This window comes from Nocardiopsis metallicus (assembly GCF_014201115.1).
Lineage (GTDB): Bacteria > Actinomycetota > Actinomycetes > Streptosporangiales > Streptosporangiaceae > Nocardiopsis > Nocardiopsis metallicus.
Genome location: NZ_JACHDO010000001.1, coordinates 3,601,411 through 3,615,158 on the forward strand (window position 1 = coordinate 3,601,411; position 13,748 = coordinate 3,615,158).

At 69.3% G+C, this 13,748-nt stretch carries 12 protein-coding genes; 5 read left to right on the forward strand and 7 right to left on the reverse strand.

All coding sequences use genetic code 11. The features are described from left to right. Positions 1 to 201 precede the first annotated feature (201 nt). The gene (locus HNR07_RS15665) at positions 202 to 1,782 is read left to right on the forward strand and encodes a long-chain-fatty-acid--CoA ligase (RefSeq protein ID WP_184365636.1); all 1,581 of its coding nucleotides are present in this window, start codon (positions 202 to 204) and stop codon (positions 1,780 to 1,782) included. 133 nt (positions 1,783 to 1,915) lie between these two features. Here HNR07_RS15665 and HNR07_RS15670 read toward each other — a convergent pair whose 3' ends face one another. Next, a complete protein-coding gene (locus tag HNR07_RS15670; protein ID WP_184365637.1) occupies positions 1,916 to 2,842 on the reverse strand; it encodes a carbohydrate ABC transporter permease in 927 nt (308 codons plus the stop codon). 142 nt (positions 2,843 to 2,984) lie between these two features. On the opposite strand from HNR07_RS15670, the gene HNR07_RS15675 reads away from it, so the two are divergent. Further along, positions 2,985 to 3,281 carry a hypothetical protein gene (locus HNR07_RS15675; RefSeq protein ID WP_184365638.1) on the forward strand — a complete coding sequence of 99 codons (297 nt, stop codon included), beginning with the start codon at positions 2,985 to 2,987 and terminating at the stop codon, positions 3,279 to 3,281. Between the two features lie 47 nt (positions 3,282 to 3,328). Here HNR07_RS15675 and HNR07_RS15680 read toward each other — a convergent pair whose 3' ends face one another. The 5 genes from HNR07_RS15680 to HNR07_RS15700 all read right to left on the reverse strand — a co-directional run bounded on the left by HNR07_RS15680 (position 3,329) and on the right by HNR07_RS15700 (position 9,321). Continuing rightward, positions 3,329 to 4,228: a carbohydrate ABC transporter permease gene (locus HNR07_RS15680; RefSeq protein ID WP_184372080.1), complete on the reverse strand. Its 900-nt coding sequence runs from the start codon at positions 4,226 to 4,228 to the stop codon at positions 3,329 to 3,331. A 60-nt stretch (positions 4,229 to 4,288) separates the two neighbouring features. Beyond that, the gene (locus HNR07_RS15685) at positions 4,289 to 5,581 is read right to left on the reverse strand and encodes a sugar ABC transporter substrate-binding protein (RefSeq protein ID WP_184365639.1); all 1,293 of its coding nucleotides are present in this window, start codon (positions 5,579 to 5,581) and stop codon (positions 4,289 to 4,291) included. 176 nt (positions 5,582 to 5,757) lie between these two features. After that, the gene (locus HNR07_RS15690; protein WP_184365640.1) at positions 5,758 to 6,243 is read right to left on the reverse strand and encodes a hypothetical protein; all 486 of its coding nucleotides are present in this window, start codon (positions 6,241 to 6,243) and stop codon (positions 5,758 to 5,760) included. A gap of 164 nt (positions 6,244 to 6,407) precedes the next feature. Continuing rightward, positions 6,408 to 7,694, reverse strand: a complete 1,287-nt coding sequence (locus HNR07_RS15695; protein WP_184365641.1) for an SAM-dependent methyltransferase — start codon at positions 7,692 to 7,694, stop codon at positions 6,408 to 6,410. 91 nt (positions 7,695 to 7,785) lie between these two features. Then, entirely contained in the window at positions 7,786 to 9,321 is a 1,536-nt protein-coding gene (locus HNR07_RS15700) for an FAD-binding oxidoreductase (protein WP_184365642.1), read from the reverse strand. Between the two features lie 316 nt (positions 9,322 to 9,637). Here HNR07_RS15700 and HNR07_RS15705 point away from each other — a divergent pair, with 316 nt between their 5' ends. Beyond that, positions 9,638 to 10,414 (forward strand): glutamate racemase, encoded by a 777-nt coding sequence (locus tag HNR07_RS15705; protein WP_184372083.1) that lies wholly within the window; start codon positions 9,638 to 9,640, stop codon positions 10,412 to 10,414. Here HNR07_RS15705 and HNR07_RS15710 read toward each other — a convergent pair. Next, entirely contained in the window at positions 10,404 to 12,206 is a 1,803-nt protein-coding gene (locus tag HNR07_RS15710) for a hypothetical protein (RefSeq protein ID WP_184365643.1), read from the reverse strand. The genes HNR07_RS15705 and HNR07_RS15710 overlap by 11 nt on opposite strands. 184 nt (positions 12,207 to 12,390) lie before the next feature. Here HNR07_RS15710 and HNR07_RS15715 point away from each other — a divergent pair, with 184 nt between their 5' ends. After that, positions 12,391 to 12,738, forward strand: a complete 348-nt coding sequence (locus HNR07_RS15715) for a hypothetical protein (protein WP_017583430.1) — start codon at positions 12,391 to 12,393, stop codon at positions 12,736 to 12,738. Positions 12,739 to 13,018: 280 nt separating this feature from the next. After that, positions 13,019 to 13,543: a DUF6315 family protein gene (locus HNR07_RS15720; protein WP_026117010.1), complete on the forward strand. Its 525-nt coding sequence runs from the start codon at positions 13,019 to 13,021 to the stop codon at positions 13,541 to 13,543. The last annotated feature ends 205 nt before the right edge of the window (positions 13,544 to 13,748 follow it).

The window sequence follows — 13,748 nt, forward strand, 5'->3', positions numbered from 1 at the left end:
TTCCCACCATGCAAGACACCCCCGAACCCGGCAACCGTCACGGAGAGTGACAACAGGACCGGTCGTTTTACGGGCCCCTCGCCCCTGCACACCGACCAAGCGGTTTGTTACTCTGCCGTAAAAGTGGCGCAGAACACGCGACGCGGGTCACACCCGTGCTCGTTGCACCTGTCTGGATTCACTTGCCTGCGGGAGGCCCCCATGTTCAATCTGTCCGTACTTCTCGAGGACGGCGCCCGATCCGTGCCCGAGAAGGAGTGTCTGGTCTTCGGGGACACCCGACTCAACTACGCGATCACCGACATGATCGCCAACCAGGTCGCCAACCTGCTGGTCTCCCGGGGGATCAGGCCCGGTGACCGGGTCGCGCTGGCCAGCCCCAACCTGCCCTACTTCCCGTTCGTGTACTTCGGCGCTCTCAAGGCGGGCGCCGTGGTCGTCCCGCTGAACGTGCTGCTCACGCCGCGCGAGATCGCCTACCACCTGGAGGACTCGGGCGCCAAGGCGCTCTTCGCCTTCACCGGCAGCCCCGAACTCCCGCTGGGGCAGCGCGCCTTCGAGGCCTTCAACCAGACGGACACCTGCGAGATCTTCGTGGACATGCCCGCCTCGGCCGGGGCCACCGAGTCCACGATCGAGGGCGCGGAGACCATCTGGACGGCGCTGGCCGGCCAGGCGGGCACCTTCGAGACGGTGCAGTCCAACGCCGACGACACCGCGGTGATCATCTACACCAGCGGCACGACCGGTAAGCCCAAGGGCGCCGAGCTCAGCCACAACAACCTCATGATGAACGCGGTCGTCGCGTCCAGCCTGGTCAACCCGCACCCCGACGGCCGCGACGTGTCCCTGACCGTCCTGCCGCTGTTCCACATCTTCGGCCAGACGGTGATGCTCAACGCGAGCCTGTACCGCCACGGCACGATGATCCTCATGCCGCGCTTCGACGGCGACCAGGCCCTGGAGCTCATGCAGAAGGAGGGCGTCACCGGGTTCGCGGGCGTGCCCACCATGTACTGGGGCCTGCTCAACGCCGCCCAGAACGCCGAGCCGGGCAAGTACGACCTGGAGGCCATCGCGAGCAACGTCGTCGACGCCGTCTCCGGTGGTTCGGCCCTGCCCGGCCAGCTCGCCGAGGATTTCACCAAGCTCTTCGGCGTGGGGATCAAGGAGGGCTACGGCCTGTCCGAGACCTCCCCGGTGGCCTCCTTCAACAACCCCGAGTCCGGTGCCAAGACCGGCTCCATCGGCCGCCCGGTCTGGGGTGTGGAGATGAAGCTGATCGACCCCGAGTGGAACGAGGTCGTCAAGGACGGCGAGGCCGACCCGGTCGGCGAGATCGCCATCCGAGGCCACCTGATCATGAAGGGCTACCACAACCGCCCCGAGGTCAACGCCGAGGTCCTCAAGGACGGCTGGTTCCGCACCGGCGACATCGCCCGCCGCGACGACGACGGCTTCTACTTCATCATCGACCGCTCCAAGGACATGATCATCCGCGGCGGCTTCAACGTGTACCCGCGTGAGGTCGAGGAGGTCCTGATGACCCACCCGGCGATCAGCCTGGCCGCGGTCGTGGGCGTCCCGCACGAGAGCCACGGCGAGGAGATCAAGGCGTTCGTGATCCTCAAGGACGGCGTGGAGGCCACCGTGGAGGAGATCACCGCCTACTCCCAGGAGAAGCTGGCGGCGTACAAGTACCCGCGCCAGATCGAGTTGCGCACGGAGCTGCCGATGACCTCCACCGGCAAGATCCTCAAGCGCGAGCTGCGCGACGCCTAGGCTCCACGGGCCCGGGAGTCGCGCAAACAACTGAGGGGGACCGTCCCGGCGGGACGGCCCCCCTTCTCCTGTGTTCCCCTGTGCTTCCCCTGCGCCTCCCTCTGGGCGCTCCGGTCAACCCTTGGCGCTCCGGTCAGCCCTTGACCGCGCCCTGGACCAGTCCGGCGGCCATCCAGCGCTGGACCAGGACGAAGAACACCATCACCGGGATCGTGATGATCGTGGAGGCGGCCATGACGTGCCCCCAGTCGTTGGCGTACTGGCCGAAGAACTGGCGCAGCCCCACCGCCACCGTGTAGTTCTGGCTCTGGGTCATGAAGGTCATCGCCAGCACGAACTCGTTCCACGCCACGATGAACGAGAAGATCGCCGTGGCCACCAGGCCCGGGGCCACCAGCGGGAACAGCACCTTCCAGAACATCTGCGGCCAGGAGGCCCCGTCGATGTAGGCGGCCTCCTCGACCTCCTTGGGGACCGCCGCCACGAAGCCGCGCATCATCCAGATGGCCAGGGGCAGCGACAGCGCCACGTAGACGACGCTCAACCCGATCAGGGTGTTGAGCAGCTGGAGGTCGCGCACCTGGATGAACAGGGGGATGACCAGCGCCTCGAGCGGCACCATCTGCACGATGAGGATCATCACCAGCACCGCGGTGCGGAACCTGAACCGGAAGCGCGCCACCGCCACGGCCGCCAGCATGCACAGCACACACGCGAAGAGCACCGTGATTCCGGCGACGATCAGGGAGTTGCGCAGGTACGTGCCGAAGTTGCCCTCGGTCATCACGTACACGAAGTTGTCGAAGGTGAGCGAGGTGGGCAGCAGCGCCCCGGCCCCCGAGGTCGTGCTCTCCGAGAACGCGCTCATCAGCATGAAGTACACGGGGAACAGGGTGAAGAGCAGGATCGCGCCCACCCCGGCGGCCCTGGCGACCACGCGGCCGAAGCGGAGCGTGTCGCCCCGGCGCCGGGAGGCCTTGACGCGAGCCTCCCAGTCGGCCCTGGCAGCGTCGGCGGAGCTGGCCGCCGCGGCGGAGCTCTCAGCGGTGCGCGTGTCCAACGGACCTCCTCGTGTGGGTGGCGCGGTGCGCCGGGGCGGGCCGGGGCCCGGGGCCGTGCTCGAAGAGATCAGGGCGCACGGGGCGTTTTCCCGATGCCCTAAAATCCTCCTCGATCCGCCGGGTGAGCAACGGGAACAGGTGATGGAGCGCGTGAACGACCCTGGTGCCCCCTCCCCCACCGAGGTGATCTCGGCGTGGATCCCGCACGACGCCCGGTTCCGGGAGAGCGCACTCCGGCACGCTGTGGGTGACACCAGCGGACGGCGGCTGCACGTGTACGTCGACAGCCTGGTCAACCGGGCCAACGACGACGGCAGCCCGCTCAGCGAGTACGACCTGCGCACCATGGCCGCGGTCCGCGAGGACCTGGACCGACGTCCGCTGACCTCGGTGGACTGGCGGGCGGTGCGGGAGCGGCTGGTCGCCGGCCTGTTCTGAACCCGGCGCGGCGGCCGGGCGTGCGCTCCGGTGCTCGTGTGACCCGCTCATCTCAGCCCGTCCTCGCGGAAGAGCGCGCGCAGGTACACGATGGTGATCCCCAGGAGCAGCAACGTGAGCAGGGCCGCGATGGCCGAACCCATGCCGAAGTCGTTCTGGCCGAAGGAGCGCACGTAGGACCACACGCCCAGGTTGAGCATCTGGGATCCTCCGACGTCACCGCCGGGCATCAGGTAGATCTGCGCGAAAACCTTGAAGTCCCAGATGGTGGAGAGCACCGTCACCACCGCGAACACCGGGCGCAGCGTGGGGAAGGTGACGTTCCAGAAGCGCTTCCACGCCCCGGCTCCGTCGATCCGCGCCGCCTCGTGCAGTTCCTTGGGGACGGTGAGCAGCCCGGCCAGGACCGTGATGGCCACGAACGGGAATCCGCTGTGCACGATGTTGAGGGTGACGATCGCGTAGAACCAGAGACGGTCCGCGAACCAGTTGTAACCGGAGGGCTCGATCACGCCCAGGGCCTTCAGGGCCTGGGCCACCACGCCCTGGTCGACGTCGAAGATCCAGATCCACACGTAGGTGCCGCTGACCGCGGGCATCGCCCAGGCGACCATGATGCACGAGACCACGATGACCCGGGTGACCGGCTTGAGGTTGGCCAGCAGCAGGGCGACCAGCGTGCCCAGGACCACCGTCGTGACCACCGCGACCACGGCGAACACCACGGTGTTGACCATGACGATCTGCCACAGGTACGGGTCGGTCAGCAGCCTGACGTAGTTGTCCAGGCCGATGAAGTCCGACTCGCCCGAGACCAGGTTGCGCAGCTTGTAGTCCCGGAAGGACAGCCACACGATCCGGCCGATGGGGAACAGCAGCAGGAGCCCGATCACCCCGAGCGGGGGGACGAGCAGCGCCCAGGGCAGAAGGGCGCGCCGCCCCCGCATACCCAGGAGCGGCGCCCGTCGCCCGCCGTTCGGCGGCCGGACCGGTGTTCCGATCCGCAACTAACTGCCCTCGTTGAGGATGTTCTCGATGGCCTCGGCGGCGCTGTCGGTGGCCTCCTCCACGGTCGCGTTGCCGTTGAGGATGTCCTGCTGCATGCCGACGATGACGCCCTCGGCCTCGACCTGGGACCAGGCGGGGACGACCGGGGTGACGCGTCCGGCCTCCAGGAGCTGGACCGCGAACGGCTCGACCAGCGGGTCGCCGGCGTCGGCGTAGGCCTGGATCTCCTCGACACCCGCCGGGAAGAAGCCGCTCTCCTCGCCCCAGCGGTCGAAGAACTCACCGCTGGTGAGGAGGTCGACGTACTCCCAGCCGGCCTCCTCGTTGCCGGTGCCCTCGAAGACCGACAGCAGGGAGCCGCCGGCGAAGGAGTCCATGTACCCGTCGTTCTGGCCGGGCAGCGTGAAGACGCCGAGCTTGCCCTCGAGGTCGGGGTTGGACTCGATGATGGCCTTGGGGTTGGAGCTGTTGGAGATGGCCATGATGGACCGCTCGTCGGCGAGCGTCTCCATGACGTCGATCTCGTTCCAGTTGACCGCGCCCGTGGTGGACAGGCCGTCCTCCAGCGAGAGGTTGGTGAAGAACTCCACCCCGGCGCGCCCCTCGGGCGTGTTGATGGTGGAGGTCCAGGTGCCGTCGGCCCCCTGCACGGCGACGTCGCCGCCACCGCCCCAGATCCACGGCAGCACCGAGTACTGGGCCTGGCCGGGCACCGGGAAGCCGATCATGTCCTCCTCGGCTTCGGCGAGGTCGAGCGCGGTCTCGCGCAGCTCCTCCCAGTTGGTCGGCACCTCGTGTCCGTGCTCCTCGAAGAGGTCCTGCCGATAGATGATCGACCGGATGGACGCGTACCAGGGAACGCCGTAGGCGGCGTCGTCGATGACGCCCATCTCGTACATCTCCTGGTGGAAACGGGAGGGGTCGTCGATGTAGCCGGACAGGTCGTGCAGGGCCCCGGCGTCGGCGAATTCGGGGGTGAAGGTGGTGCCGAGCTCGATGACGTCCGGGGTCTCCCCGCCCGCGATGGCCGTGGAGATCTTGTCCTGGGCGTCGGCCCAGGGCACGAACTCGACGGCGACGTCGATGCCGGTCTGCTCGGTGTAGGCGTCGTTGACCGCGTCGAAGAAGTCCGAGGCGTCGGGGTTGGTGCCCTCCATGATCCACACCTGGAGGGTGTCGGTGGCCCCATCGCCGTTGCCGCCGCCATCTCCCCCACAGGCGGTCGCCGCAAGCACCAGGGTCAGTGTGGCTGCGGGGAGGGTGACGTACTCGTGTGCTCGTCTGCGGGCCATCGGCTCGCCTCCCGTTCCTTTCGAAGGTCCCCTGAGGGTTGGTAGGAAACCTACGTAATGAACGGCGGCTTGTGAAGTAAACCACTGCGACTTGTGTCTGAGCTGTTAGGGACCGGTTCGTGGTCGGGGTTTCCGGCCGCCGGACCAGGGGCCCGGTCCGGCGGGACCGGGGTTCTCTACTCGCTCAGGCCGCAGACCTGGCGCAGGGTGGAGACCAGTTCGGCGCGCTTGTAGACGGCCTGCCCGATGGCCGCGCAGAAGGCGGCGAGCATGTGCGCGTACACCATGGGGTCGCCCTGGGTGATGCGCTCTGCGGCCTCCTCCTCGCCGATGGAGTGGGCCTCCCAGGCGGTGGAGACCGCGAACTCCAGTTCCGGCGGGAGCATCTCGGCGACGGTGCGGGCCACCGCCTCGCGCGAGTCGGCGGGCTTCCACACGACACCGGTCTCCTGGACGCGGCGACTGAGGAAGGCCCCGATCACCCTGAGCTCGGACAGGACGTCGTCGACCTCGTCCGAGGCCCGGGGAATCAGCTGGTCCAGTTCGTCCCGGTTGTGGTCAGCGTAGGCGCTGACCATCGAGATCGCGATTTCCTTGACGTGGTCCGGCAGGTCGTGCGCGGGTGTGGAGTCGCCCTGGGGCGCGTTGTCGTCGGAGGACACGGGCTTGGTCCCTTCACTGCTGCTGGAGCTGTCCGCACCATGATGCCGTCTGCGGGCCGCCCGGTGTGGCAGGACGGCGCTTCGGGGCGGGGTGTTCGCGTGTCGCGGACACCCCGCCCCGAAGCGAGGCCCGGGGGAGGCAGAGCGGTCACCAAGCAGAGTGGTCAGAAGTCGGGGCGCAGCGGCATGTGCGCGACGGTGCCGTCCAGCTTGACCCCCAGGATCTGGTGGAGCTGCACGACGTCGCGTTCGAAGCCCAGCACGGACCCGGCCATGTAGAGCCGCCACACCCGCGCGGTGCCCTCGCCGACCTCCTGGACCGCCGCGTCCCAGTTGCGCTCCAGGTTGGCGCCCCAGTGGCGCAGGGTCAGGGCGTAGTGCTCGCGCAGGTTCTCCTGGTGGCGGATCTCGAACCCGGCGTCGTTCATGGCGGTCTGGATCTGGGCGGGGCCCTCCAGCTCGCCGTCGGGGAACACGTAGCGGTTGATGAAGCCCTTGGGGTTCATCGGCTTGAGGTTGTTGCGCGGCCGGGTGATGCAGTGGTTGAGCAGCCGCCCGCCGGGCACCAGCTTGTCGTTGAGCGAGGCGAAGTAGGCGTCCAGGTTCCTCAGGCCGATGTGTTCGGTCAGGCCGATGGAGCTGATCCGGTCGAAGCTGCCGTCGGGCACGTCCCGGTAGTCCATGTGCCGGATCTCGGCCAGGTCGGTCAGCCCTTCCTGGGCGATCTTCTTGGCGCCCCACTCCGCCTGCTCCTTGGAGAGGGTCACACCGACCACCTTGACTCCGTACTCGCGGGCGGCGTGTCGCACCATGCCGCCCCAGCCGCAGCCGACGTCGAGCAGGCGCATGCCCTCGGTCAGGCCCAGTTTGCGGGCGACGAGGTCGTACTTGCGGAACTGAGCGCTCTCCAGGGCCCCGTCGAAGGCGCCCACCCGGTCCAGGGAGCCGTCCTCGTCGTCGAAGACCGCGCAGGTGTAGGTCATCGAGGGCCCGAGGACCATCTCGTAGAACTCGTTGGAGACGTCGTAGTGGTGGTGGATGACCTCGGCGTCGCGCTCCTTGGAGTGGCGCAGCCCCCGGCCGAGCAGGGTGCCGCGGCGCACCTCCTGGGGCGGCGGGGCCACCCGGTTGACGAACTTGACCCAGCCCACCGACCGGATGACCTCGACGGCCTCGCGGGCGGTGATGTTGACCCCCTCAGCGAAGGCGAAGTCCGCCATCCGTCTGAGCAGGGTGTACATATCACCCTCGAGTTCGAGGTGCCCGGAGACATAGGCGCGGGCCATACCGACGGCGTTGGGTGACTGGGCCAGGTAGTTGACGGCGACCGGGGTCCGCACGTTCAGCGTGACGTCGCTGTTCGGGTCTCCCGCGGAACTGCCGTCGTAGGCGGTGAAGCGGATCGGCGCGTCAGTGCCGACCACCCGCTCGAAGATCTCTGCAAGCCGCATGCTCTTGTCCTTTCCCCTCACGGATGCGGCCCTTCCTCACGGGTCGCCTCCCGGTGGTGTCCACTGCTGACGGTGGGTGGTGATGGGTGGTTCAGCGGTTGCGTACGCACTTGGCGTACAGGTCGAGGAGCCGCCCCCGCGGGTCGTAGGTCTCCTTGAGGTTCTGGTAGCCGGTGCCGTTGTAGAGCGCCCAGAACTCCTCCTCGGTGTAGAAGGAGTCCGAGTACAGGGACTTGTGGCCACCGAGCCGGGTGACCTCCTCCTCCACCGCGCGGTTGTGGTGGGCGCGGCGTTGGCCGGGTTTCATGTCCACCAGCCCCCAGAACCCGAAGTTCACGTACAGGCGATCGTTCTCCAGCGGGTACAGCGGCCAGACGTGTTCGCCGTCGGCCAGCCCCTCGCGGCGGGGTTCGCGGAGCCGGAGCGGGCACATCCACAGAGGGGTCATGCCGATCTGGTCGTGGAAGAAGTCCAGGAACTCCGCCCCGCGTTCGACCCCCACCTCGATGTCCTGGATGAGGGGTTCCTGCTGGGGGCGGCCCCGGTAGTGGTTCAGGAGCCGGGAGAAGTCGGTGCGCCGGTCCCAGGCGACCAGCCTGCGGTAGACGTCGGAGCGCTTGAGGGCGCGCGGCCACAGCGGGCGCACGAGCGGGTTCTGGGTGCCGAAGGCGCGGGAGCACCAGAACCAGTCGGTGTCCCAGCGCCAGAGGTAGTCGTGGATGGTGAGGTAGTCGCCGGGTCCGGCGGGTCCGGAAGCGGCGGAGCCGGACACGGAGCCGGAGCCGGGTTCGAAGGCGGGCGCGGGGTCCGCGTAGCGCCGGATGGACCGGTAGTAGATGTCGTTACCGGTGTAGTCGCTGGTCCAGGGCGCGCGGTCGGTGAAGCGGGCCAGGGTCAGGTAGAGCTCGTCGGGACCGAAGGCCACCCCGTCCACGAAGTCCACCGGCTGTCCTTCGTGTGCCGCGTCGGCGCAGATCCGGGCGAGGGCGGCCATCGCCTCCGAGGCGTCGTGGAACCTGAGGTGGCGCAGGTGCACGAAGGGCGAGACGGGTTCGAGTTCGATGCGCAGGCGCAGGCTGTACCCGAGCGTGCCGTAGGAGTTGGGGAAGCCGTGGAAAAGATCGCTGTGGGCATTGTCCCGGGTGGCGGTGACGACCTCTCCGGAGCCGGTGAGGATCTCCATCTCCTGCACCGACTCGTGCGGCAGGCCGTTGCGGAAGGAGGAGGACTCGATCCCCAGCCCGGTGACGGCTCCGCCCAGGGTGATGGTGCGCAGCTGCGGCACGACCATGGGCATGAGCCCGTGTGGGAGGGTCGCGGCGACCAGTTCCTCGTAGGTGGTCATACCGCCGACGTCGGCCAGGCGCTCGACGGGGTCGATGGAGATGACGCCGGAGAAGGCCGACACGTCCAGGGCGGGCGCGTCGGAGGGTTCGCGGAACCGGAAGAGGTTGGAGGTCGGCTTGGCCAGCCGCACCGGCGCGCCCTCGGGGAGTGCCCGGTAGTCGCGCCGCAGCCGCTGCACCGCCGCGATGTGATCCGCGAGTCCCGTGCCCGTCGCCGCTCGCTGCCTGGACCCGGACGTGGAGCCGGAGTTCGAAGTCGTACCGGGCTGTTTCGGAGTCATGTCCGCGGTTCCCCTGACTGTAGACGACTGCTGTTGACGGCGCACAGCGTGGGTCGGCCAGGACCGGTGGTGGCGTGCCGCGGCAGGCCGATCCCCTCAGTTCTACCTATCGGTAACGGTTCTCTGCCACCCCATTTCGCTACGTGTCCTACCCACTCCGGGGCAGGAGTCAGCGGGAGTTACAGGAGTGGCTGGAGCCTGTCCGGGGGAAGCAGGGGGACGACACCACCGTCACCTCGGGTGATGTCGGTGTTACCGGTTGATCCGCATAGGATTCGGTTCCGTGCGCATCGCTCTCGTTGACTCCGGTATCGGCATGTTGTCCACCGCGGCCGCCCTGCGCGCGGCCCGGCCGGACGCGGACCTCTTCCTGTCCATGGACCCGGACCACATGCCCTGGGGCACCCACACCCCGGAACAGATCATCGACCGCGCCCTGGCCGGTGCCCGCGTCGCCCTGGACGCCGCGGGCTCCCTGGACGCCGTGGCCGTGCCCTGCAACACCGCGTCGGTGCACAGCCTGGTCCGGTTGCGCGCCGAGCTCGAGCCCCGGATCCCGGTCATCGGCACCGTGCCCGCCATCAAGCCGGCGGCCGCCGCCGGGACCCCCATAGCGGTGTGGTCCACCGAGGCCACCACCCGCAGCGCCTACCAGCGCCGCCTGCTGGAGACCTTCGCCCGGGACGTGTCGGTGACCCCGGTGGCCTGCCGGGGCCTGGCCGAGGCGGTGGAGTCCGCCGACCCCGAGCTGATCGCCGAGGCCGTGGCGTACGCGGCCGCCCTGACCCCGCCGGAGGCCACCGGGGTGGTGCTGGGCTGCACGCACTACGACCTGGTGGGCGAGGAGATCTCCAAGGCACTGTCCGGTCGGGCGGAACTGTTCACCGCTGCGCGGGCGGTGGCCACCCAGACCCTGCGCAGAATCGACCAGGCCGCCGGGGCCGTCGAGGTCTCCAGGGCTACCGGAGTCGCCGGGGCCCGTGCTGTCGAAGGCACGTCCGGCAAGGTCACCGTACTCACCAGCGGTCGGCTGGCGGAGCTTCCTCGGGCGGCCCTGAGCTACCCGGCCGGCCGGTCCCTCCTCAACCGCTGACCCCGAAGCGCACGGCCCCGGCCGTCTCCTGCCGCTCCGGAACCGGCTGCTCCCGCGGGGCGGCCTCCTGCTGGGCGGCGGCGTCCTCCCCCGACTCCGGTTGAGCGTGCCGCGACGCCGTCTGGGCGTGCTGCGGAACGTGCGCACGCTCAGCCGCCGGAGACTCCTGTGAGTACTGGGCCAGTTGCGAGTACTGAGCCGCCCGCGCATTCTGTGTCGGCTGTGGCTGCTGTGCGTCCTGTGCCTGCTGGGGTGCGATCGATCGGTGCTCCCGCTGCTGCTGCGGAACCAGGGCCCCGGCGGCCAGGGTGCGCACGAGGTTGCGAACCCCCGCCGTGTCGTTGTCGTGCAGGAGCGTCTCCAGCAACGACAGGGCAGCTCGCTGGTCACCCGGCTGCTCGCGGACGTGGCGCCACTGCGGCTCCGTGGCGGCGTCGGACAGCATCAGGGTCCGACCGACCTGGCCGAGCGCGCTCAGCAGGGCGTTGTCGTGCGGCTGCTCCATGAGCGCCGCGTTCACCTGCTCGGCCTGTTCCTCGGGGTTGACCTCCTCCGCGGGCTGCGCCCTGAGGAACTCCAGGATTCCGGCGGCCGGGGCCATGGGCTGGATCGACTTCATCCCCCGCACCATGGACCTCACCTCCGCCAGGTCACCGATGATCTCCTCCGCGGCACCGAGCTCCCGGATCAAGCGTTCGGCGCGCTGCGCGGAACACTCGGCCACCCAACGGGCACCGCGTCCGCTGGCCAGCCGGGTCGCCGCGAGGGCGAGTTCGGCACCGCGCCTGGGCGCGCCCACCCGCTCGAAGTAGCGGGACCAGGTCGTGACCCGCACGCCCAGCCGCCAGTCGTTGCGGACACTGCCCTGGCACACGAGGTTCTCCACGGCCTCCACCCACGCCGAACGCAGCTTCGGGTAGGTCTCCGCCTCCTCCACCGTGGGCAGCAGCCCGATGGCCTGGCGGGCGTCGCACAGACCCAGGCGTGCCAGCCAGGACAGGAGTCGGGCCCGCTCGAAGCGGATCACCCGGCGCAGCGCGGTCCGGCGCGGGTTGACGGGACCGCCCGGCTCTGCCTCGCCCAAGCCGAGCTCGGCCTCCATCCGGTCCAGGACGTCCAAGGCGTCGGTGTGCTTGTCCTGGTACCGCAACGCCCTGACCAGGGCGAATATACCTTCGGAGCCGAGCACGGCCGGTCCGGTCGCGGTGTGCTCGTAGCGGCGCAACTCCGCCTCGGCACGGTCCGCCTGGTCCTCGTCGATGAGCAGGTGGACCCGGGCCAGGGTGAAGGCGGGCCAGGCCGGGGTACTCTCCCAGCCGGACAGGCGCCGGGCCGAGAGCAGTTCGCGACGCTGGTCCGTGGTTCCCCGGGCGTCGATGTTGGCGTGGCAGCGGACCAGGGTCTCCAGCGCGGAGACCGGCAGCGGCCCGTACTCGTGCGGTGCCGGTTCGTCCTCCGCGGCGGCCCTGGCCTGTTCGAGCGCGCGGCGGCCCTCCGCGAGCGCTCCCACCCGCACCGCCAACGGCCAGTGCGCCAGGAAGAAGAGGGTAGGCGGCCCGAACACCCCCGGCACCGACGCCGGGACCGCCGGGGCCACGGCGTTGTCCCCCTTGGCCGCCTCGGCGACCAGCCGCCGTGCGGTGCGCATCGCCGACCTGGCCAGCGCCTCCACCTTGACCGCGTCGCCCGCCTCGCTGAGTTCGGGTAGCGCGGTGACGGCCTCCGCGAGCTCGTCCTGCCCCGCGGCGCGCAGTTGGCGTCCCGTCTCCCCCGCCCATGTCCACATCGTCATACTTCTCCCCCAGGTGCCGTGTGCGACAGAACGTAGCAGCGTGATCACAGGCCTGTCCGGAAAACGCTGAAACCGTTGCGTCCGGGGCACTGGCCGCCCTGCTCTGCCGGGTTTGCGGCCGATAGACTCGGCGGTGTCCAGCGAGCACCAGGCACGTACCGGCACTAAGGGGACATGAGCGGCGATGGGATGGCGAGACCGTTTCGGACTTCGCAAGGCCAACCGTAAGGGGAAGGCCCGTTTCGACCGCGCCTCCGAGGATTCGGACATCAAGGCGCTGATCGAGTTCGCCAAGAGCCGGGTGGGGGTCGAGTTCTTCGTCGAGCCCGAAACCTTCGCCACACAGACCACGGCCGTCGCGGTGGCCACGGACGGGGAGTGGATCCGGCGGCGCTGCGGCTCCCCCGAAGTCATCCGCAAGGTCGCCAGCAAGCTCGCCGCGCCCGCCTACGACGTACAGATCGTCGGTTATCCGCAGCGGATGCGGGACTGGACCGCGCGAAACAAGCGCGGGCTGTCCATGGACGAGTGATCCGCTCCCGAAACTCCGGCTCCCGGCTCTCCCGAACGGCTCCGCGGACGCGGGCCCGGCCCCGGGCCCGCGGGGTACCCCCGGTGGACCGCTCGCGTGAGGGCGGAGCATACCCGTCACGGGTGAGTCCGGCCACGTCCGCGCCCCCTCTGAACACGTCCGAAACCCGTCAGCCGGTCATTTTGGGCATTGATGACGACTCCTTGCCGCGACTTCCTCTCCGAACGGGTTCCCTAACGGCCTCCATTCGTCGCATACTCACCTGGGAGGGGGGACTCTGATGAAGCAGGATCTCACTGCCTTGTGTTGCGAATGCGGCATGGTTCGCGAGGTGAGCGACCACCAGAGTGTGGGCGAGGCACAGTCGGCCTACGGTCTGGCCCGCTGCGTGGTCTGGCGCAAGTGCCGTCCGTGCGGCTACCGCACCTACCACGCCTATCTGCGGGCCGACGAGGACCGCGACGAGCTGGAGGACGCCCTCAGGCTCGACGGCGCCCTGGCCGCCGAAGCCCTCGACGAGGAAGTGGAGCAGCTCCGGTTGTGCGGGATCGAGGTCGGCCACGCCCCGGTCCCGGCGATCTGGGACGGGCAGTCCGTGGGCATGGTGACCCAACGGCTCACCGACCACGCGTACTCGATCGTGCTCGACCCGGAGGCCTCGGTGGTCTCCCGGCTCAAACTCATCGACATGATGTGGAACGAGCTCCTGGTCGGAGAGCACGACGACCGCTGGCAGATCCAGGAACCGGAGGACGACTCCCCCGGGTACGCGGTCCGCCTCTTCGGTTACCGGACGCGGGGCTGACCCGGCGAGGGTCCGGAGTGACCCGGAACCGGGACCGGCACGGTGGCGGGGCCGCACAGGCTGAGAACGACACGGGGTCAGAACAGCAGAGGGTCAGAACGGCACGGGGGCGGGACAACACGGGAGCGCACCGGTGCGGGTCAGGTGTCCCGCACCGACACCGGTGACGGCAGCGGCCGGGCACCCGTCGAGGGCGCCCGGCCAC